Annotated in this window: 21 protein-coding genes, 3 tRNA genes and 1 riboswitch; of the genes, 7 read left to right on the forward strand and 17 right to left on the reverse strand. The window is 41.8% G+C overall.

The window, feature by feature from the left end; all coding sequences use genetic code 11:
* The first annotated feature begins 270 nt into the window (after positions 1–270).
* Positions 271–636: a hypothetical protein gene (locus BUC17_RS12790; RefSeq protein ID WP_073365138.1), complete on the forward strand. Its 366-nt coding sequence runs from the start codon at positions 271–273 to the stop codon at positions 634–636.
* A 230-nt stretch (positions 637–866) separates the two neighbouring features.
* Here BUC17_RS12790 and BUC17_RS12800 read toward each other — a convergent pair whose 3' ends face one another.
* From BUC17_RS12800 to BUC17_RS12840, 9 genes are all read right to left on the reverse strand, one after another.
* Positions 867–1,442: a hypothetical protein gene (locus BUC17_RS12800; RefSeq protein WP_073365142.1), complete on the reverse strand. Its 576-nt coding sequence runs from the start codon at positions 1,440–1,442 to the stop codon at positions 867–869.
* Positions 1,443–1,633: 191 nt separating this feature from the next.
* Entirely contained in the window at positions 1,634–2,209 is a 576-nt protein-coding gene (locus BUC17_RS12805; protein WP_073365144.1) for a hypothetical protein, read from the reverse strand.
* A gap of 216 nt (positions 2,210–2,425) precedes the next feature.
* On the reverse strand, positions 2,426–3,379 hold the full coding sequence (locus tag BUC17_RS12810; RefSeq protein ID WP_073365146.1) for a caspase family protein: 954 nt from the start codon (positions 3,377–3,379) through the stop codon (positions 2,426–2,428).
* A 2-nt stretch (positions 3,380–3,381) separates the two neighbouring features.
* Positions 3,382–3,792 (reverse strand): TIR domain-containing protein, encoded by a 411-nt coding sequence (locus BUC17_RS12815; protein WP_073365148.1) that lies wholly within the window; start codon positions 3,790–3,792, stop codon positions 3,382–3,384.
* Between the two features lie 3 nt (positions 3,793–3,795).
* Complete coding sequence (locus BUC17_RS12820) at positions 3,796–4,224, reverse strand: TIR domain-containing protein (RefSeq protein ID WP_073365150.1); 429 nt, start codon at positions 4,222–4,224, stop codon at positions 3,796–3,798.
* A gap of 8 nt (positions 4,225–4,232) precedes the next feature.
* Positions 4,233–4,784 (reverse strand): hypothetical protein, encoded by a 552-nt coding sequence (locus BUC17_RS12825; RefSeq protein ID WP_143161813.1) that lies wholly within the window; start codon positions 4,782–4,784, stop codon positions 4,233–4,235.
* Positions 4,785–5,259: 475 nt separating this feature from the next.
* Positions 5,260–5,883 carry an HmuY family protein gene (locus BUC17_RS12830; RefSeq protein ID WP_073365152.1) on the reverse strand — a complete coding sequence of 208 codons (624 nt, stop codon included), beginning with the start codon at positions 5,881–5,883 and terminating at the stop codon, positions 5,260–5,262.
* Between the two features lie 27 nt (positions 5,884–5,910).
* Positions 5,911–7,986: a TonB-dependent receptor plug domain-containing protein gene (locus BUC17_RS12835; protein WP_073365154.1), complete on the reverse strand. Its 2,076-nt coding sequence runs from the start codon at positions 7,984–7,986 to the stop codon at positions 5,911–5,913.
* On the reverse strand, positions 7,986–8,876 hold the full coding sequence (locus BUC17_RS12840; protein ID WP_073365156.1) for a DUF6607 family protein: 891 nt from the start codon (positions 8,874–8,876) through the stop codon (positions 7,986–7,988). The genes BUC17_RS12835 and BUC17_RS12840 overlap by 1 nt, the downstream gene beginning before the upstream one ends.
* A gap of 319 nt (positions 8,877–9,195) precedes the next feature.
* Positions 9,196–9,437, forward strand: a riboswitch (cobalamin riboswitch).
* Between the two features lie 82 nt (positions 9,438–9,519).
* Here BUC17_RS12840 and BUC17_RS12845 point away from each other — a divergent pair.
* The 5 genes from BUC17_RS12845 to BUC17_RS12865 all read left to right on the forward strand — a co-directional run bounded on the left by BUC17_RS12845 (position 9,520) and on the right by BUC17_RS12865 (position 13,685).
* Positions 9,520–11,469 carry a TonB-dependent receptor plug domain-containing protein gene (locus BUC17_RS12845; RefSeq protein ID WP_073365158.1) on the forward strand — a complete coding sequence of 650 codons (1,950 nt, stop codon included), beginning with the start codon at positions 9,520–9,522 and terminating at the stop codon, positions 11,467–11,469.
* A 131-nt stretch (positions 11,470–11,600) separates the two neighbouring features.
* Positions 11,601–12,110: an RNA polymerase sigma factor gene (locus BUC17_RS12850; RefSeq protein ID WP_073365160.1), complete on the forward strand. Its 510-nt coding sequence runs from the start codon at positions 11,601–11,603 to the stop codon at positions 12,108–12,110.
* A complete protein-coding gene (locus BUC17_RS12855; protein WP_073365162.1) occupies positions 12,097–12,555 on the forward strand; it encodes a hypothetical protein in 459 nt (152 codons plus the stop codon). The genes BUC17_RS12850 and BUC17_RS12855 overlap by 14 nt, the downstream gene beginning before the upstream one ends.
* 22 nt (positions 12,556–12,577) lie before the next feature.
* Positions 12,578–13,126 (forward strand): DUF4252 domain-containing protein, encoded by a 549-nt coding sequence (locus BUC17_RS12860; protein WP_317044523.1) that lies wholly within the window; start codon positions 12,578–12,580, stop codon positions 13,124–13,126.
* Positions 13,127–13,145: 19 nt separating this feature from the next.
* Positions 13,146–13,685, forward strand: a complete 540-nt coding sequence (locus tag BUC17_RS12865; RefSeq protein ID WP_073365163.1) for a DUF4252 domain-containing protein — start codon at positions 13,146–13,148, stop codon at positions 13,683–13,685.
* 52 nt (positions 13,686–13,737) lie between these two features.
* On the opposite strand, the gene BUC17_RS12870 is transcribed toward BUC17_RS12865, so the two are convergent.
* The 7 genes from BUC17_RS12870 to BUC17_RS12905 form a co-directional block, all read right to left on the reverse strand.
* A complete protein-coding gene (locus tag BUC17_RS12870) occupies positions 13,738–14,181 on the reverse strand; it encodes a sterol desaturase family protein (protein WP_073365165.1) in 444 nt (147 codons plus the stop codon).
* A 2-nt stretch (positions 14,182–14,183) separates the two neighbouring features.
* Entirely contained in the window at positions 14,184–15,023 is an 840-nt protein-coding gene (locus BUC17_RS12875; protein ID WP_073365167.1) for a phytoene/squalene synthase family protein, read from the reverse strand.
* 15 nt (positions 15,024–15,038) lie between these two features.
* Positions 15,039–16,499: a phytoene desaturase family protein gene (locus tag BUC17_RS12880; protein ID WP_073365233.1), complete on the reverse strand. Its 1,461-nt coding sequence runs from the start codon at positions 16,497–16,499 to the stop codon at positions 15,039–15,041.
* Between the two features lie 54 nt (positions 16,500–16,553).
* A complete protein-coding gene (locus tag BUC17_RS12885) occupies positions 16,554–17,450 on the reverse strand; it encodes a MerR family transcriptional regulator (RefSeq protein ID WP_073365169.1) in 897 nt (298 codons plus the stop codon).
* Positions 17,451–18,141: 691 nt separating this feature from the next.
* A tRNA-Leu gene (locus BUC17_RS12895) sits at positions 18,142–18,223 on the reverse strand.
* A 40-nt stretch (positions 18,224–18,263) separates the two neighbouring features.
* Positions 18,264–18,336 (reverse strand) — tRNA-Lys (locus tag BUC17_RS12900).
* Between the two features lie 35 nt (positions 18,337–18,371).
* Positions 18,372–18,444, reverse strand: a tRNA-Lys gene (locus BUC17_RS12905).
* Positions 18,445–18,570: 126 nt separating this feature from the next.
* Between BUC17_RS12905 and BUC17_RS12910 the strand changes: the two genes are divergently transcribed.
* Positions 18,571–19,101, forward strand: coding sequence for a shikimate kinase (locus tag BUC17_RS12910; protein ID WP_073365172.1), 531 nt, complete (start codon positions 18,571–18,573; stop codon positions 19,099–19,101).
* On the opposite strand, the gene BUC17_RS12915 is transcribed toward BUC17_RS12910, so the two are convergent.
* Positions 19,081–19,575: a phosphoribosyltransferase family protein gene (locus BUC17_RS12915; protein ID WP_073365174.1), complete on the reverse strand. Its 495-nt coding sequence runs from the start codon at positions 19,573–19,575 to the stop codon at positions 19,081–19,083. The two genes, BUC17_RS12910 and BUC17_RS12915, sit on opposite strands and share 21 nt — an antisense overlap.
* Positions 19,576–19,580: the final 5 nt, after the last annotated feature.

Here is a 19,580-nt window from a genome sequence, read left to right on the forward strand (position 1 = left end):
CGTAGTGACACTACTCAAAATGCGTACTATTACTACGTAAAAAGCGTAGTCACACTACGCATGATGCGTAGTCCTACTACTCAAAAAGCGTAGTCATACTACGCAAGATGCGTACTCACACTACGTAAAAAGCGTAGTCATACCACGCAAGATGCGTAGTCGCACTACGCAAAAAGCGTACTCACACTACGCATGATGCGTAGTAAACGATAGAAAGGGTGTTCCTTTTCTTGAAAGCCGTACCGTATGTTTATTTAAAATCCAGCTTCTATGCCAAAATCGATCAAAAAATACCAAACCCTTCAAGACGACGATGTGCCACACGTAGGCCAACGCTTAAACCAACACGTAAAAACCCTCGGCATCAAAAAAGCCTTCATCCAACGGGCCTTAGACGTCAACCAAACCACGATTAGCCGTTACTTTCGGCAACACTCGATACAAGTCGCGATCCTGTGGCGGTTTAGCCGCATTTTGAAATTTAACTTTTTTATGGCCCTGGGCGAACAACTCCAAATACCCTACACCACCCAAGCCGAAAAAGAACTCCGCAACACCCTCCACCTCAAAAACCACGAAATCGAATTGCTTCAGGCGAAAGTTCACTACCTCGAATCCCTACTCAAAAAGACATAAAAAAAACCGGAGATGCCGGTTTTTTTTGTTTTTATGTCACGGGAAGGGATTGAGTTAGGGGAATTTTATTTCGGGGGGGAGCGGGGATGCCGGTTTTTGTTTTTATAGGCCACGCGAAAGGATTGATTTTGTCGAATTTCATTTCGAGCGGGAGAGGGGTTTGAGCAATAAAGTAATTGCTACCACGCGAAGGGATTCGCGCGGGAGCGGGGGTAGGAAATAAATACTTTTTATTTAATTGTTTGAGCAATAAAGTAATTGCTACCACGCGAAGGGATTCGCGCGGGAGCGGGGAAGGGATTCGCGCGGGAGCGGGGGATTAATGGTTTGTAATCTAAATAATCAAAAACGTGTCTATAACATTTAGAAATATTTTTGTTTGAGTAGTTTTCTAATAGTATATCTATAGCTCGTCTGATTAATGTTTTAGAAGATGAACCCATTCTACCACGTGTCCCAAGATAATTGTAGAATTCGTTCTTATAATTTATTTCATTACCATATCTGAAAGATTTGTCAAGTGGAAATTTGTCTGATAGACTGTTAGAAACGGAAATAACTTTCTTCGGCTCTATTGTTTTTTCAAATTGTGAGAAGTAAAATAAGTCAGAGTGTCGGGAACGAAAATCGCCCTTTAACACTTTTGCTATACTTCCTAAAATTCTACTTTTTCCTGTTCCATTGTTGCCAACTATTAAAGTAAAATGATTGTCGCTTTTGTCATATTTGCTATTAACCAATTTTATATTATCGGTTTGGTAGTAGTCGTCCTCTACTTGTATGTGATTTAGTCTAAAATTGTCCATTTCTCGGTCTGTTTTATAATGACGTCTAAAGTTTCCATGCTAGGCGTCAGTTCGAACTTCGGAACTGAATACATTCCATAAAGAAAATATTTCTTGCGAAATATCAATGTGAATCTACAACAAAAATCGCAATTTTGCCAAACGCCTGTTAGCTGCATTAATGTTACAGACTCCTAAAAGCATTTTTTCTTTTATTTATTTTCAGATACAATTATTGAAGTTATTTTATTGAAATCTTTTTGTATTTGCTCTAATCTATATGATATTTGTCTAATATGAGTATCACCAGGTGTAAACATTCCACCACCTAAATATTCCTCAATGTAAAGTTCATAAAACTTGCTATTTTCTTTCCCGTTTTCGAGTTTGTAATTTAGTTTTAACTTTATTGAATCAGACGATTTTTCTTCAAAATCTCCATCTAAACTTGAAATAAAGTACCTAAATTTTTGTTTAGGATAAAAATTTCTTACACCATTTTTAATTATTCCTTTATTACCCAATTTTAAGGTGTCAAAATCGTTGTAAAAATTGTAATCTTTAATTAGTTCAAATTTTACATCAATTGCTGTTCCAGCTCCAGAATTTTCTATAACTATAAATAGTAGAGTAGGAGATGCCTCTGCAAATTCTAAAAAAATATTTATGTCAGGAGTGGTGTAAAATTTCCGCATCAATTTTGATTCCCTAATCATCATTATTGTTAGAATAATTGTCCCTATAGCTGCTAAAGCAACAACTGAATTAATTATATCAGATGTAGACATTGAGTCTAAGAAGCATTTTATTTGATCCATTATTATGTTTTAGTGTTTGATTCTTGATTCTGCGGGGCAATTGCCGTTAACGTTTTCTAGCTTTACGAAGGTGGCGATTTTCACCACAAATGTTGATGCGGAGAACCAAACTTTGATTAACCGCAAATGTGTCTGCGGAGCACTGAACCGCCACTTTTGCCAAACCCGTGTTAGTGGCTGGGCTTCTCATATTCTGTCCTTAGATATTAAGTTCCAATAGTGTTCTCCGAGTATTGTCAGCTTACATGACTTGTTTTCCATTGCAGCAAAATACATATGTTCAGCGTCAACAGGAACAACTAAATTTATTCGATTATACTTTTGTAAGAGCTTGAATTTTGCAACATTTTCGTCATTTGGATTGTCGCTTTCGGGTTCAAAACTTGGGTCGAGTTTAAAGTCTTGTCCTTTGATTGGAAATAGTTCAGTCAAGCGTTTGAGGTCTAAAAGTGAAATGGGCGGTTGAACTTTTCTTAATGTTGTAAATGTCGTAACATTTGTCTTGAAGATTGGTCTTTGCTCCCAAGAACCTAATGATTGGTCAATGTGTGCGTAAATACTACCAGGTGTTATGTCGCCTACTAAATTAGATGCACTTCCATTCATTGCGTCAATAAATAAAGTAGTGAAAACTCCTGAGCCATTTTCTTCAATTGCGTATTGCGTTTCGCTGGAAGCGGTCAAAATAGTAAGTCCTTCTGATAGAATAGATTTATCTTCTTTTTGAGAAGTCTTACCAACCATACCCGAATGACAGCAGTCAAGAATGATTATTTTGTTTCGTGCAGGAGAGCTATTTGCAATTTCTAATAAGTCGTTCATTGAAAGACCGTCATCCCCATCTTTACATTCAGAGGTAATTAAATATCCACCCGTGCTTTCAACATAGCCGTGTCCAGAAAAATAAAATAAAGCAATGTCGCTTTTATCCTTAAAAAGTTCTTCGACTTTATTTTTCAATTCCTTTCTTTCTATTGTTGCCTTTGGTCCAGTAGCAATTTCTATGATAGCATCGAAATTTTTTGTTCCGTCACTATGTCTGTCAAGAACGGCTTTTATAGCATAGGCATCATTAACGCAACCGTGCAACGGTTTTATGTTTTCGTAATAATCAATTCCAACTACTAATGCTTTTCTCATAATTATTTGTTTTTACCTTCTTTCATAACTTGGTCAATAGCATTGGCAATAGCTACCCACTCCCAAGCAATTGTTCTATTTCTCTGCAAACCAGTAGGCAAAGTTGTTGTTTCGTCAGCCCCGCCAACATAAACGCCAAAAACCGGAACATTTTGACTTTTTGCGAATGCAATTTCCTTTACTACACCTGTAGCGGTAGAAGTTTTTTTACCAACAAGGACAATTAGAAAATTACACTTGTTTATTTTCTCTTCAATTAGTGCTTCCCACTCTTTTTGTGGTAATGCCGTTTTTGAAGACCAGTCTTCAATGTTGAAAGGTGTTCTTGAATTTTTTGCTTGACCTGCAAAATATAGTTTTTCGCCACTATTGTTGTCAAAGTCAAAACTGATAAATGCTCTTGGATTTGCCATATTTTATAATTGATTAATGAATTTTTCTAAATTGTCCCAACTCCATAGAATTACTCTTTTACCTTGTAACTCTGGCGGAATTGCTCCCCTGTCATTTTTCTTTATGTGCATACCTATTATTTTAACTCCTTCTTCTCTTGCACATTTCATTTCCCATCTTGCTCCACCTGCCTTATGAGTGTTTTTGCTCAACAAAGCAATTACACCATCACATCTTTTAATTTTTGTTCTGCATCTGTCCTTCCATTCATTTTGGTTCCATTCCTTTTTGACTGACATATCAATAAAATCAAACGGGGAGTGTTTTTTTCTTGCTTGGTCAACCAAATAGTCACGATATTCAACGTCTTCTATCGCAAAACTAATAAACACCCTTTTTCGAGTTTCCTTTTTTGTTTCTTCTGTTCCCAATAGCCAATCTAAAAATCCCATTGTTCAGATTATAAGAATTTTATTTTGTCAAGTCTTGAATATACTTCTTCGTGATTTTCAAATTTGCAATAGCCGTTAAAGGTTAAATGTTTTATCAATTCTGAAGAACCGTCAACATAAACATTTATATTTTTGAAAAAAGCATTAAAAGACTTGCCTACAAGAAATGCCAAATCCTGTCCATAAAACTCAGGTCTTACAATGAAATTGGCTTTTTCATTTGGTCTTTCTATAAGTCGCTTTAAATTATCGGTGTCAAAAGATGAAAACAAAAGTTCGCTATGTATTCGAGCATTTGAAAATGTATTTTTAATGCTTGATAAAATTAATTCGTCAATTTCATCGCTAGGGTAATCTTCTTGTTTTGGGTATGTTGATAAATACAAAAAGTCTTTCTCATCTTTTTTCTTTTCGACAAACTTGTAGTCGGGACTAAATTCTCTTTCATAAACAATAAAGCCAATTCGGATTTCAATATTGTTTTTGTTTTGGGTCAAGAGGTCAATTCTCTTAACTATTCTCATTTCTTCGATTGGTAAAACTGTTATTGTATTATTCATAATTTGATTATTTTGTTGTCTGTATGTCTGTTTACGGTGTTCGTCATAGCCTTGCCACTAACGTTCTGCTAAGTACTTAAAAGTCCTACTTATTCCCCCCAAAATAAAAAAATCGTCACTTTCTGCCCTCAGGGTTTTTACCTGTTTTTTGGAGTATTTTTCCGCAGCGTTGAGGGTGTTTTTCCGGAGGGCTTGAAATTCAAGGGGTTCCACAAGAGGCGGCGGGAACGCAACGGCCACAAAAAGCAGCGCGGTAGGGGTGGGGGTTGCTTATTTGTAAATATGTTCTTACGGGCTTTCAATTTCAATATCAATAACAATAGCAATGACAATGGTAAATTCCAATATGTAAAATTCCAAATTCCAATAGCTAACGAATATTCCCCCTTTGGGGGCTGGGGGCTTAAAAACCAATCCCCGGAGGGCACGCGGGGTGTTCCGGGGAGTAGGCAAACAAAATAGTGAGGAAATGGGATTAAAAGGTGGTTCCGTTGGGTTGGTACACAAAACGGAAGGTGTAGTAACGACCCAGGGAGGTGGCATCGGGGTTGGCAGGGGCGTCTTTGTAGTAACTTAAAATTTCCATCTTGGCATACTTCCCGTCGTGGGTGCGCACCACCAAAATTTTACCCGCAATAGGGGTGACCAAATTGGTACTGCTGTTGTACGTATACCATCCTTGTCCACTGCCCGTGGGGATCGCATAACTTCCTGCCGCATCTTGCACAAAGCTCGTACTAGCCGGTACCGCAGTGACGCCCGCCAAGGTATTGTTCACGATACTCACCGCTCCATTGCCCGTACGCGCGGGTTCGTCGGTGATTCCAATAGCACTTCCGCCGTTGACCAACAAGGTGGTGCCGCGAAACGCAATGTCCCAGCTATCGTCGGTCACTACGGCGTTTTGGGCAAAACTAAATTTGGTAAACGCTCCGCCCACCGGTTGCCCCTGGCCGCCCGTTTGTGGCGCATGCAAGTTGGTAAACGTTTTGGTTTCCAAAGCCGTGGAAGCCGGAGTGGTTTCGTCGTCGGAGCAGGCGGTAAATAGGCCAAGCACTAAAATCAAGGCCCATGAGGTCATAAAAGAGGTCGTTTTCATAAAGGTAAAGTGTATTAATATTTATTTTTAAAATTGATAGTGAATCCGTGCAAACCATTGCCGTCCGGGAAGGTTCGGGATGTTGGCCGCGTCGGTATAATCAAAGGCATTGTTGACGCCGAGTTGTAGGTTAATTTTGGAGGTAAATTCCTGGGTCAGGGTCAGGTTGGTTTGAAAAAAACCTTGCACAAAATCGTCGTAGCGGTCCAAGATGGCATTGCCGTTGGTGTCAAAAACCCCGTATTTGCTGCGGTACAGCAGGCGCGTAAGGATTTCGGTTTTCCATCGCGGAAGGCGGTACCGTACTTTCACGTTGGCCGTGTGCTGGGAGCGGTTGAAGAGTCCTACATAATCCTGCGACCGAAGGGCAAACGTACTTAAGGTAACCGGGTCACGGGCAAAAACTTCCCCCCGTTCAATACGGTCCACCACCGATTGATCTTTGGCGATGAGGTATTGGTATCCTGCCGCGAGGTGGAGGCCGTTTTTTAGGGTATACTGGCAATTGAGTTCCAACCCATAGGTAAAAATTTGATCCACGTTGAAGTACGAAAACACATTTTGCCCGTTGGTTTGCTGCGCTACGGCTCGGGTATCGATCAGGTCGCGAATGCGGTTGTAAAACAGGTTGTACTCCAACGTAAACCGCTCTTTTTGGTAATAGCCTCCCCAGTTGAGGTTGAAGGACCGTTCGGGTTGTAAAGGCTCCGATAAATCAATCGGGTACACAAACAACAGCTGCCCTTGATTTTGCAACGCAGCCAATTGCGCGGCGACTACGTTATACCCCAACACGGCATAGCCCACGGTGGCATTGGTAAAATTGAAATACAACTGCCGTAAGTCGGGCGCTTTGTAGCCATACCCCGCTGCGATTTTTAGCGAAAAATGATCGTTCCAACGGTAGTTGAAGGCGAGTTTGGGACTCCATTGCGAGGGATATTGAAAATGACGGTCGTACCGGAATCCGGCCAAGACGTTCCATGAAGCCCCCAAGTAGCCTTCCCATTGGCCCAACACATAATACGATTGAAGCGCCACTTGTTCCTTAAAATAGGTGCGATCGAGCGATTCCTGCATCATGCCCACCCCCGACGTAAATCGGTGTTTGCCCCATTGGCCATGCCAGCGCACTTCGGGCCGGTAAAACCATTGGTCAAAAGTGGTGGTTTCTACCCGTTGGCCGTTGTTTTGATTCAAGAACTCGTCGGCTTGGTATCGGGTGGCATACAAATCATAAATCAGTTTCATCTGGGAGGTCAATTGATGGTGAAACAACCCCGAGACGTTCCATTCCAATTGCCGACTCAATCCGCGTAAGGGTTCGGCATTGATGACCGCCTTATACACTTGTTCTTGGTGAAAAAGGCGGGTGCTCCATTGGCCGTGAAATCGATCGGAAAGGTGCAGGCGTATTTTCGGTTGCAGCGTCAGGTTGTAGTAGGGTTCCACGGTTTGTTGAAAGGCGTTAGGCACAAGGGCGTAACCTTGCGTTTTGAAATAATTTGCAAACCATTCCACGCCCACTTTTTTCTTTCCATAGGTAAACGAAGTTGCTACATCATGGGTGTCAAAAGAGGCCGCTCGGTACAGGATATTGCCTTGTAATGGGGCGTCTAAGGGCGTTTTTTTGGTAATAATATTGACGACCCCAGCGAGGGCTTCGGAGCCGTACAAACTCGATGAAGCCCCTTTAACAATTTCAATCCGTTCGATATTATGCACCGTGATGCGACTCAAATCGAGGGTTCCTGCGCGGCGTCCCATCAGCGGTTGGCCGTCGATGAGAATTTGAACATAGGCCGCATCGAGTCCTTGCAACTGTATGCCTTCGCCGCCGCCAAAATCGGGAACCATGAGTAAGCCTGTTTGCTCTTGAATGATTTCGTTCAGGCGACTCACCCCTGATTTTTGAATTTGTGCCGCGGTGATAATTTGCACGGGCAAAGGGAGGGTGGCTACCTTACGTGAGGTACGCGTTCCCGTGACCACCACCTCTTCTAGGGTGTGTGTGGTCAAGGTATCTTGGGGAGTTTGCGCACCCCCGAAGGAATGCATCAACGCCCCACATATACTTCCTACGATGTAGCCCCTTTTTTTCATTAGGAAATGATAAAACGGTCAATAATGGTATTGATTTCCTCTTGTTTTGCGTCGGGTTTGAGCGCTTGCAAATGCACGTGCAAGGGTTTTCCCTCAACTTCGGGTCGCAGTTTTAGGTCTTTGTTTTTGGCGTATTCGGCGTCCCATTTCGCTCTTACTTTTTTCCAGAAGCCTTGGTGTTCGTTCCACCATTTTTGGGCGGCTTCACAACGGGAGTCATCGACTTTGGTGTAGGTGTTGTACCCTTTTTCTTGGGCCAAGACATAGGTTTCGCCCGAGGTTTCTTTGATGATTTTGTCGTTGTCTTGGTTGTGTACCCAACCGTAAGGCGTAAGTTCAACGGTGTTCAAGCGGCGGGTAATGTTGTAATCGCTGCGTTGGGTATATTCCCTGCGGGGTAGGGGCGCATCGGTGGTATTTTGCCAAAAATCGCGACCGTCAACATGAATCCAAGAGGCACTCCCGGTGTAACGCGGCTTGTCATCGACTTCAAAGACGCTTTGGGTCCATTGTCCTTTTACCGATTGGGCAGGTACCGTTTTGAACGTCCAATCGTTAAACCCATTGTAGGTATAGAAGCGTTGGTTTTCAAACGTCCAATCTTGGCGCCAATGTTTAACAATCATACCGCGTCCCACAATCAAGAGGTGTTGGATGGATTTTTTTCGCGGTTGGTCTTCAATGAGAACGGCCCATTCCAAAGCCGTTTCATGTTTCACGGGCGACGGTTTGTACGACACCGAATCCTTGGGGTAGGCAAAGGTTTCGGCGAAGTTGAATTTGATTTCATAGCAGCCACACATCGATTGAATGGCTTTGGCATCCTGGGGATTTTGCGCACTTACAAACGACGTCAAGCCCAGTGCAAGTCCTAAAAAAAGTGGTTTCATTGTTATTATATTTAAATAGACTAATTCTAAACAATGCAAATGTAAAGCTCTATTTAGAATAATTCCAAATAATTTAACGCTTTTATTTTGGCCTTTTTTAATGGGCTTGTTATTCAGGAGTTTAAAGGGAAATAGTGTTGTTGAATGGGTTGTGTTTTGGGCTAAAAGGGTATGTAAAGCAGAAGAAAAAAGGGGAAAAGTGAAGCATGAATGGGTTTGTTTTTACCCCAAAAGCGTTCCTTTTGAAGTTTTAGTGCCGTGGGCAATACGGGGCGATGAAAAAGTCCGACAAGATTTTTACTTTTCAATTATTCGTGTACCTTTGCGCCCGTATTTAGGTTGTTTGTACACGGTTGTGTACACACATTAAAAGGGAATCAGGTACGAATGATTATTTCAAATTTTGAATTGTAAATTTTAAATTATCGATCAAATCCTGAGCTGTACCCGCAACTGTATGCTACTAAGCTTGTTTTTACTACAAAGCCATTGCTCTTTCGGGAGTGAGAAGGTAAAAAACAAGACGCAAGCCAGGAGACCTGCCTCAATACGTGGAGTATCAAACTTTCGGGAATAAAAGTTTGGGTATGGGTAATTCTATACTTTTTTCCCCAGTATTTATTCATTAAGGGAATTAAAAAAAATGAAAAAAAACCTTTGGGGTATCTGTGCTTTGACGGCATGGGTATCGGCTGTGTCGTATGCGCAGCAATCCGATTCAACCCGTGTGAATCAATTGGATGAAGTGGTGATTTCTGACACCAAATTTGCACAACGCAAAGAAAAATCAGGAAAAGTCATTGTCAAAATTTCACGCGAATCTTTAGAGCAGCGCAAGGGACAAACCTTGGCGCAAGTGCTCTCTACCGTGGCGGGAGTTGAAATCAATGGCAATCAAAGTGCCAACGGTAAAAACTTAGGCTACTATGTTCGCGGCGGTCGCAATCAGCAAGTTTTAATTGTTATCGATGGCGTACCTGTTACCGATCCTTCGGGCATCAGTTTTGAATTTGACTTACGGTTGCTAGCCGTCGATCAAATCGAAAGTATCGAAATCATGAAAGGTGCTGCCAGTACGCTTTACGGTACGGGAGCCGCTACGGCTGTGATCAACATTACCACCAAAGGAGCGGGTAAAAAAGCGCTCCAAGGGCAGGCGTATTTTAATATCGGCTCCAACAATTCAGCGGCACAAAGTACGATCAACGGGCAGGAGTTCAACCAAGGATTTTCGGTCAATGGAACTTCGGGCAAGGTCACGTATCAAGCCGGAGTAAACAGTACGGAGTCGGGCAACCTCTCGCAATTGGCGCCCCCTGTGGGACAAACCTATGAGGAGGACCGTTTTTCACGTTTGAATTATCACGGAAAATTTGGCTATAAAGTTTCCTCGCGTTTCCGTTGGGAAGCCTTTGCACAGGTCGATCGCATTGCCAATGATTACGACCAAGCGTTTGACAACACGGGCACCGGTGACACTCCCATCAATACAACGACTTCAGAGCAAACCCGTTGGGGATTTACACCAACACTGTCGTTTCGCAAAGGGGAGTTAAAATTGATCGCGGCCTACTCCAAAATCGTACGTCGTTACGATGAATTCAATGCCTGGTCGGGAACCACTGATGCTTCTGAGTACGCTGGACGTTCGGTGAATGTCGATTTGTTTTCCAAATACCAACTCACCGATAAGCTCTACCTCGTGGCGGGAACACAGTACCAGTTTCACGACATGCAAACCCAAACGCCCTTTGGAGCACAACGGAGAGAGGCGACAAAGTTTGCCCTTATCGATCCGTACCTCACCTTGGTTTGGACAACCGCTTGGGGTGGAAATTTAAACGCGGGTGCCCGTTGGAACCACCACAGCGAATACGGCAACAACGTGGTGTATAATATTAATCCCTCATACCAATTGAAGGCATTCCCTGTAAAACTAATTTCGTCGTTGAGTACCGCTTTTGTCACGCCTAGTTTGTTTCAATTGTATTCCCCTTTTGGAAATACACAATTAAAACCCGAAACAAATCTTACCGCGGAGTTGGGCGCTGAAGCTCAGTTTTTACAGAAAAAATTACGGGTCAGTGCAGTCGGTTTTTACCGAGAGCAAGTCGATAGTTTTGGCTTTTTTACCGACCCGGTAACGTTTAATTCGAATTATATCAACATCACGGGACTAAACAAGGCGCGTGGGGTTGAAGCGGATGTGGTTTGGCAAGTACATAAAAAAGTACACCTAACCGCCAATTATACCTTTACCCAAGTCGATGAAGCGTTGAATCGTTTGATTCCGAAACACAAAGCCAACATCGGATTGGATGTTACTCCCTCTTCGCGTTGGTTTATCAATGTCAACTATCAATATGTTGATACCCGCAGGGATTTGTTTTTTGATGGCGCAACTTTTGCCACCACAGCTGTTGATTTGAGTGCCTACCGCTTGTTTAATGGTTTGGTAAAATATGAGGTATTCAAAAACCAACTCACCCTTTTTGCCGCCGTGACCAATATACAGAATGCCAACTTTACCGAAACCATCGGGTATACGACTCGAGGGCGTAATTTTAGCTTGGGATTGAATTTGAATCTGTAATTTTTTTTACCTCAAAACCTACGGCTCCTCCTTGATTTTCAAGGGGGAGCTTTTTTTTTGAAAAAAATGTAACGTTACTTTGTAACAACACGGAAGGTAGTTCGTCTTCCTTTTATAAACCCGGTATTCCGATGCAACAGCACGAATTTGTAGCCTTAATTACACCGTTTAAAGACAAAGTATTTCGTCTGGCCAAGCGGTTGTTGGTGAGTACCGAGGAGGCTGAAGATGCTACGCAAGAAGTCATGGTGAAGTTGTGGACCAAGCAAAATACCCTTAAGGAATTGAAGAGTGTCGAGGCGATGGCGATGACCATGACCAAAAACTATTGTTTGGATCAGTTGAAGTCGAAGCGTGCTGGGAATTTACAGTTGGTGCATACCAATTACCACGATCGGCAAGCGGGATTACAGCAGCAACTGGAAGATAGCGATAGCTTACAATGGGTAGAGAAAGTCATGCAAGAATTGCCAGAACAACAACGCATGATTCTTCAAATGCGGGAAGTAGAGGATTATGATTATGCCGAAATCGCCGCTATTTTGGAGATGAATGAGACCGCCGTGCGGGTGGCTTTATCCCGCGCTAGAAAAACATTACGTGAACGAATGACACAAGTACATCATTATGGAATGGAATAAGATAGAAGCGCTTTTGGAGCGTTATTTTGAAGGACTGACCACGCTAGAAGAGGAGCAAACCTTGAAAACATTCTTTCAAGGGACAAACGTGCCGCCTCATTTGGAATCCTATCGATCCTTGTTTGGGTATTTTGCCCAAGCCAAACAAGAACGAATGACGCCGCCTATTCAACTCAAATCAAGACGCAATGTCTTTATCGGATGGTTGGTTGCGGCGAGTGTAGTGGTCATGCTTGGAATTGGTTTTATGACGTGGAATTCACCGTCGGATGCCCCTCAAGCCCTTGCCCAAACCGAGTTGGGAACCTATGACACTCCTGAAGAAGCCTATGCAGCTACCCAAGAGGCTTTGGCAATGGTATCGGGTCATTTGAATACCGGTATTGAAAGTATGGGGTATTTGAAAGAATACGAAAATTCAAAGAATCAAATTTTTAAACAATAATCATCATCAAAAAACGAATCGTATGAAAACAAGTGTAATTAAATCCGTTCAACGCATGAAGCAATTTGCAATGCTTCTTATGGTTGTATTTGCCGTTCAATCGGGAACTGCGCAGTCAGCTTTTGAAAAGTTTGACAATCAAGAGGACATTCGCGCCGTCATTGTCAACAAAAAAATGTTTGCCTTGATGGCCAAAATGGAAGTGAAAGACAAAGAGGGACAGCAATTTTTAGCCTTAATCAAAAAATTAGACAACCTAAAAGTCTTCATGACAGCCAACACCAAACGCGCCACCGAAATGAAAGCGGAAGCCCTAAAACACATCAAAAGTGCGGGCTTGGAAGAGCTTATGCGGGTTACCGAGAAAGGAAAGTCCGTGCGTATTTATGTACGCTCAGGCGCCAACGAATCGCAAGTCAAAGAACTCTTAATGTTCATTGAAGGCTCGGGGAAAGAAGAATCGGTATTAATGTCGTTAACCGGAACCTTTGATTTGGATGAACTGTCGACCTTGACCGAGAAAATGAATTTGCCTGGTGGGGAAGCCCTTGAAAAAGCCGGAAAGAAGTAACCGTAGAAGTTTGAAGTGTATGAAAACTGTAATCACCGTCGCTTTTGTTTTGAGTGTGATTCTTTTTGGTTGCCAATCAGAACCTACCATGCAAAACTATTTTGTTGGGAAACAACAACAACCGGGTTTTAGTGTTTTTGACGTTCCTTCGAGTATTATCAATACCGATAAAGCTTCTTTGACCCCCGAACAAAAACGGGTTTTGAAGACTTTCAAAAAGTTGAATGTCTTATTTTACAAAGCCGATCCGAAGCAACCCAAGCAGTTGGAGCGAGAATTTCAAACCGTTCGGACAATCCTAAAAGATACCACAGCCTATGCCGAGTTAATGCATTTCGGATCGGGTAAAGAAGGCGGATCCATCAGTATAGTGGGCGAAGAGGATAAGGTGGATGAGATTGTACTTTTTGGGAGTAAAACGGGAGGTGGTTTGACCGTTATCCGAATATTAGGCGACGATATGAATCCCGCCGATGCCATGACGTTTTTGTCGGTGTTGCAAAATTCAGAATTAAACATGCAGCAGTTGCAACCGTTGCAGCAAATATTGAAACCGTAAAGGTTTGGAGTTAGTGAAAAAAAATCCCGATTCGCAACGAACCGGGATTTTTTTATTTTTTGAAATATTTTAAAGGAACAATGAGCATTCCAAAACATTCGCCATCTTCTTTTCCGATGTGTTTGTGGTGCATTTTGTGTGCCCGACGCACCGCTTTTGCATAGCGATTGTTGGCGTTTCGGAATAACTTAAAACGTTGATGAATAAAAATGTCATGAACCAAAAAGTACGCCAGTCCGTAGGCAAAAATACCTAATCCGATGGCTAATCCAATCGATAAGATATTGTTTTGCCAAAGCAAGAAAAAGCCCATACTTACCACGGCATAAAAAATGAAGAAAGCATCGTTGCGTTCAAACCATGAATCGTGGTCTTTTTTGTGATGATCGGCATGTAAAGACCATAAAAAACCGTGCATGACATATTTATGGGTAAACCATGCCATAAATTCCATCATGAAAAACGTTAAAAAGAAAACGAGAATATGCAATCCCATACTTATAAAATATTTAATCGATAATTGACATAACATTTGGCCAATAAGCCAATTTTTTGGTAATCGGGTACGCGAATACGGGTGGAACGAATTTCCATCGAGGGCGTTCGTTTTAACTTGGTCAACAGCTTTTTGTAATAAATGTAGGCTGTATAAACTCCAAATTTTGCTTCCATGGGTAATTTGATGATGCCTGCATAAGCAGCTTCAAAATCGGCTTCAATGTCGCGAATAATCTCGGCTTTTGAAGCCTCATCCAATTGGGTTAAATCGGTATTCGGGAAATAGGTGCGACTTAAATCTTCAAAATCGGCTTTTAAGTCGCGTAAGAAATTTACTTTTTGAAACGCCGAACCAAGACGCATCGCGGCATCTTTGAGTTCGTTGTATTTTTGTTCATCGCCATTGACAAAAACCATTAAGCACATGAGCCCGACCACATCGGCTGATCCATAAATGTACTCTTGGTACTCTGAATAAGTGTGGTACTTGCTTTTGTGCAAATCCATTTTCATACTCTTCATAAAGGCGGCAATCAAATGACGTGGAATGTTGTATTGATGTACCGTGCGTTGAAACGAATTCAAAATAGGATTTAAACTAATGCGATCTTCGAGAGCATGTTCAAGGTCGGATTCAAAGCGCGCAAACAAAGTGGCCTTGTCGTAATCGTGAAAAGTGTCCACAATTTCATCGGCAAAACGGACGAAACCGTAAATGTTGTAAATGTCTTGGCGGATGGTGGGAGCCAACATTTTTACTGCAGTCGAAAAGGACGTACTGTACGCCTTGGTGGTCGTGCGACTGCATTCGTGGGATACCTGATCAAACAGCGATTTCATAACTTGTTGGTCTATTTAGTTGTATTTTGCAATCAATTCTGCCACCAGTTTCCCTGAAATTAACGAGGGCGGTACTCCGGGGCCCGGTACGGTAAGCTGGCCAGTGAAATAAAGCTGTTTCACTTTGCGGCTGCGTAATTTGGGTCGTAAAAATGCCGTTTGCAAAAGCGTATTTGCCATGCCGTACGCATTGCCTTTGTATGAATTATATTCTTTGATAAAGTCATTCACACAGAAGGATTCTTTAAACAGGATATGTTCTCTCACCGGTTGTTCGGTTAACTGTTCCAAACGGGTGATAATTTTTTCAAAATAGGTATTGCGCAACACTTCGGTATCCTCCAAACCAGGGGCTAAAGGTATCAGGAAGATGGCGGCTTCATGTCCCTCGGGCGCCACATTAGAGTCTGTTTTTGAAGGAAAACTTGCATAAAACAGAGGTTCTTTGGGCCACTCAGGATGATCGTAAATCGATGCCGCATGCGCATTAAAATCAACGTCAAAAAACAAACTATGGTGCTCAACGTTGCGTAATTTTTTATTCAACCCCACATAAAACAATAACGATGAAGGGGCAAAGGTTCGGTTTTCCCAATACGATTCTGAATAAGCGCGGTAGGCGGGTTCCAACAATTGTTCTGTATGATGGTAATCAGCCCCCGAAACGACAATATCGGCTTTGGTAAAGGTACCATTTATTCGGATACCTGTCGCTTTTTTTTCTACAACTTCAATTTTTTCCACAGGGGCATTGGTAATGATCGTAACGCCCAATTCGCGCGCTAACTTTTCCATACCTTGAATCACCGAATACATACCGTTTTTCGGATGCCATGTTCCCAAACCAAAATCGGCAAAGTTCATAAAGCTATAAAAGGATGGAGTGTCAGAGGGTTTTGCGCCCAAAAACAATACCGGGAACTCTAAAATGGAGATAAGTTTGGGGTTTTTAAAGCGTTTACGAATGTCGCGTGAAATGTTGCTGAAAAACTGTCCTACACGGGTTGCCGTCTCTAGGGTGACAAGCTCAAGCGGGGATTCTCCGGGACGGTAAACCAAATCTTTGATCGCAATGTCATAGTTACTTTGCGCTTCTTTCATGAATTTTTTCAAGATTTCACCGCTTCCTTTTTCTTCCGCTTCAAAGGTGGCTGCAATATCTTCTAGATTATCACTGATTGTGATGAAATCGCGTATACCAAAGTATACTTGATAGGCAGGATTTAATTTTATTAGGGTGTAGTAATCCGATGGTTTTTTACCAAAATCGGCAAAGAAGCGTTCAAAGACATCAGGCATCCAATACCATGTGGGGCCAATGTCAAAAGTAAAACCATCTCGTTTGAGCTGTCTCGCCCGACCGCCAACGGTATTATTTTTTTCGTAAATGGTTACAGCGTGCCCTTGTTGTGCTAAGTAGCACGCGGCAGCGAGGGATGAAAACCCGGATCCGAGGATAGCAATTTCTTTTCTCATATTGTTTAACAAATATATAAAAAAGTTAAACAACATTAACTTCTTAAGAAAATTTTACAATTCGCCGAGCAATTCGGTTATCGATTTGAAAATTTTGGTTTTGGGGTTAACTACGCGAGGACTTATATTTTCGGTCATTCGTCCGATGAGCCATACCTCGTTGGCGTCTTCCAAAACGGTATTTTGTAAGGTTTGAACGTAATCATTCACATGTTCTTTGTCGGGTTCTACGGTGATGTAGCCAATACATACGATGTTGTTAAAGTATTTTTTAAGATCGGCTAAATTTTCAACGGGAACACTTTCGCCCAAATACACGGTAGAATAACCGCGGTAGTTGAGTTCGTAGTTCAGGTACATCAGACCCAATTCGTGAATTTCGTTTAAAGGTAAGAATAAAACAAAGGTTTTATCGTCAAAAAGCGCAGGTTTTTTGATGACTTCCTCTGTATTTATGAGTAATTTGAGTTTTATTAAGTAGCTAATGAAGTGTTCGTGGGCAGGGGTAATGGTATCGGACTGCCATAATTCTCCCAATTCTTCCATGAGGGGAATAAAAACTTCGAAGAAGACTTCGTTGAAGTTCTTTTCCGACAAAAGTTCGTCATAGGTTTCAAAAAAGAGCTTTTGGTCAAAATTCATCATTGCCATTTTAAACGAACTAATGGCATGATGTTTTGCACTTTTTTCAGAAACGATGCCCCGCACTTTGGCTTTGATTTCTTCGTCACTCAGTTTGGATATTTTTGAAATTTTGTAACCGTAGTCGTGAAGAAGTGTGATGTTTAATAATTTTTGTAGGGCTTTGATGTCGTAAAGACGAATGTTTGTGTCAGTTCGTGTAGGCTCAAAAACATTGTATCGCTTTTCCCAAATACGAATGGTATGGGCCTTGATCCCGGAAAGATTTTCCAAGTCTTTGATACTGAATGTATTTTTGACACTGTTCATAATTGTGTTATTTTGTTTAACAAAAGTACTAAAATTATTAAACAAAAAAATATTTTATGACAATTTTATTCGAATTGCCTTCGCAAAGGTGTTTTTAATTCGTTTTTGGTTAAAATTTTTGTTGAAAAAGAAAGCATTTGCAAAAATCGATGGTTGTTCCATGGATGGAAAACAGCTTCGTTTTTATATGTAACATGGAACTTCGCTTTTCATAAGTATTAAGGGAGCTTTGGATTGAATATCCCGAATGGGATTCAACTACGTTGTTCCCACAAAGCTCCGCTTTGAATGAAACTTGGTGAGAATAGACTTTCAAACAACATTGCAACGAATGGGATTCAACTTCGTTGTTTCCGAAGGGCTTTGCTTTGAATGAAACTTGGTGAGAATTGACTTTCAAACAACATTACCACGAATGGGATTCAACTTCGTTGTTCCCACAAAGCTCCGCTTTGAATGAAACTTGTTGAAAATAGACTTTCAAACAACATTACCACGAATGGGATTCAAATTCGTTGTTCCCACAAAGCTCCGCTTTGAATGAAACTTGTTGAAAATAGACTTTCAAACAACATTACCACGAATGGGATTCAACTTCGTTGTTCCCACAAAGCTCCGCTTTGAAAATAAAAATCCCCAAAACGAATTTGAAAATAAATTTTCATTCGTTTTGGGGATTTTTATTTATTCGTGACCACGATGGGATTCGAACCCATACGCCTTGCAGCACCACCCCCTCAAGATGGCGAGTCTACCAATTTCTCCACGTGGCCTAAAAAAACAATAAAGACGTTGCACGCAACGTCTCTTTTGTGACCCGACTGGGGCTCGAACCCAGGACCCCAACATTAAAAGTGTTGTGCTCTACCAACTGAGCTATCGAGTCAATGCATTTCAAGAGTTTTCGACTAAGGGTCGTAGTGACCCGACTGGGGCTCGAACCCAGGACCCCAACATTAAAAGTGTTGTGCTCTACCAACTGAGCTATCGAGTCGTTCACATTTCTTGAATGCGGGTGCAAATATAAGGCGATTTAATTAATTTTTCAAACCAATTTTATTATAAATTTACCTTTTTTTCAGTTCGTAACTTAAGACCTTAATTGCTAAGGATTTAGTCTATGTTTAAAGTCGTTTTAACAGGGTATATGGGGTCGGGTAAGTCCACCATTGGCGCGTTGTTGGCCCAACAATTGGGTTGTGCTTTGGTGGAGCTTGATTTCGAAATTGAAGCTGCCGCAGGAATTTCTATACCTACGCTGTTTGCCGAAAAAGGGGAATTGGCTTTTCGAAAGTTAGAACATCACTCTTTTGAACAATGGATGCAGTCCCCTGATTCATTTGTCATGAGCACAGGGGGAGGAACGCCTTGTTATTACAATCATCACGAATGGTTGCAACGCGAGCACGTGTATTCGGTATACCTTAAAGGCAGTGTGGCCACTTTGGCCCAGCGCTTACAATCGCAAAAAGCACAGCGACCTCTTATTCAAAACCTGCCTGAGGCTGAACTCGAAGAATACATTGCCAAGCATTTGTTTGACCGCAATTACTATTATCTTCAGTCGCGTTTCATTGTTCCTATTGACGGGAAGACTCCCGAGGAAATCGTGATGGAGATTCGCCAGTGGTTAGCTCAAAAAGGCGTATGATTCTTTTTCCAAAACGACGGTCACATGTTCCTGTAAGGAAGTCGACAGCGAAATCCCCTTAAAGTCTACTTTTATCGGATAGTTTTTGTGATTACGATCGACAAGTACAACCGTTTTACATTTTTTTACAGGCACATTTAAAAAGTGTTTTACGCCATACATCAGCGTGCTTCCCGAGTTTAAAACATCATCAACCACTACAATTCCTTTGTGTGCATACTGCTCGGGTGCCAAAGAGGTTGTGATGGGTTCTAAAGGAGCTTGTTTATTCATGTTCACCGCACACAATTCTACTTTTAAGGGCGAAATCGACTCCAAAATAGCGCCCAATCGTTGGGCAAGGATATACCCGTTGGAGGCTATTCCCGCAAGTACGATATGTTCTTCTGAAACAAAGGTTTCATAAATTTGATAGGCAATACGCTTTAATGTATGCTCAATTTGTTGGTGGTCCAAAATGCGGTGCTCGTTCATGAGAC

Source organism: Flavobacterium fontis, assembly GCF_900129405.1.
GTDB classification, from domain to species: domain Bacteria; phylum Bacteroidota; class Bacteroidia; order Flavobacteriales; family Flavobacteriaceae; genus Flavobacterium; species Flavobacterium fontis.

What these genes read in the sequence shown, in the direction of transcription:
- BUC17_RS12790 (WP_073365138.1), top strand. Translation starts at nt 271, where the DNA reads ATGCCAAAATCGATCAAAAAATACCAAACCCTTCAAGACGACGATGTG.
- BUC17_RS12800 (WP_073365142.1), bottom strand. Translation starts at nt 1,442, where the DNA reads ATGGACAATTTTAGACTAAATCACATACAAGTAGAGGACGACTACTAC.
- BUC17_RS12805 (WP_073365144.1), bottom strand. Translation starts at nt 2,209, where the DNA reads ATGTCTACATCTGATATAATTAATTCAGTTGTTGCTTTAGCAGCTATA.
- BUC17_RS12810 (WP_073365146.1), bottom strand. Translation starts at nt 3,379, where the DNA reads ATGAGAAAAGCATTAGTAGTTGGAATTGATTATTACGAAAACATAAAA.
- BUC17_RS12815 (WP_073365148.1), bottom strand. Translation starts at nt 3,792, where the DNA reads ATGGCAAATCCAAGAGCATTTATCAGTTTTGACTTTGACAACAATAGT.
- BUC17_RS12820 (WP_073365150.1), bottom strand. Translation starts at nt 4,224, where the DNA reads ATGGGATTTTTAGATTGGCTATTGGGAACAGAAGAAACAAAAAAGGAA.
- BUC17_RS12825 (WP_143161813.1), bottom strand. Translation starts at nt 4,784, where the DNA reads ATGAATAATACAATAACAGTTTTACCAATCGAAGAAATGAGAATAGTT.
- BUC17_RS12830 (WP_073365152.1), bottom strand. Translation starts at nt 5,883, where the DNA reads ATGAAAACGACCTCTTTTATGACCTCATGGGCCTTGATTTTAGTGCTT.
- BUC17_RS12835 (WP_073365154.1), bottom strand. Translation starts at nt 7,986, where the DNA reads ATGAAAAAAAGGGGCTACATCGTAGGAAGTATATGTGGGGCGTTGATG.
- BUC17_RS12840 (WP_073365156.1), bottom strand. Translation starts at nt 8,876, where the DNA reads ATGAAACCACTTTTTTTAGGACTTGCACTGGGCTTGACGTCGTTTGTA.
- BUC17_RS12845 (WP_073365158.1), top strand. Translation starts at nt 9,520, where the DNA reads ATGAAAAAAAACCTTTGGGGTATCTGTGCTTTGACGGCATGGGTATCG.
- BUC17_RS12850 (WP_073365160.1), top strand. Translation starts at nt 11,601, where the DNA reads ATGCAACAGCACGAATTTGTAGCCTTAATTACACCGTTTAAAGACAAA.
- BUC17_RS12855 (WP_073365162.1), top strand. Translation starts at nt 12,097, where the DNA reads ATGGAATGGAATAAGATAGAAGCGCTTTTGGAGCGTTATTTTGAAGGA.
- BUC17_RS12860 (WP_317044523.1), top strand. Translation starts at nt 12,578, where the DNA reads ATGAAAACAAGTGTAATTAAATCCGTTCAACGCATGAAGCAATTTGCA.
- BUC17_RS12865 (WP_073365163.1), top strand. Translation starts at nt 13,146, where the DNA reads ATGAAAACTGTAATCACCGTCGCTTTTGTTTTGAGTGTGATTCTTTTT.
- BUC17_RS12870 (WP_073365165.1), bottom strand. Translation starts at nt 14,181, where the DNA reads ATGGGATTGCATATTCTCGTTTTCTTTTTAACGTTTTTCATGATGGAA.
- BUC17_RS12875 (WP_073365167.1), bottom strand. Translation starts at nt 15,023, where the DNA reads ATGAAATCGCTGTTTGATCAGGTATCCCACGAATGCAGTCGCACGACC.
- BUC17_RS12880 (WP_073365233.1), bottom strand. Translation starts at nt 16,499, where the DNA reads ATGAGAAAAGAAATTGCTATCCTCGGATCCGGGTTTTCATCCCTCGCT.
- BUC17_RS12885 (WP_073365169.1), bottom strand. Translation starts at nt 17,450, where the DNA reads ATGAACAGTGTCAAAAATACATTCAGTATCAAAGACTTGGAAAATCTT.
- BUC17_RS12910 (WP_073365172.1), top strand. Translation starts at nt 18,571, where the DNA reads ATGTTTAAAGTCGTTTTAACAGGGTATATGGGGTCGGGTAAGTCCACC.
- BUC17_RS12915 (WP_073365174.1), bottom strand. Translation starts at nt 19,575, where the DNA reads ATGAACGAGCACCGCATTTTGGACCACCAACAAATTGAGCATACATTA.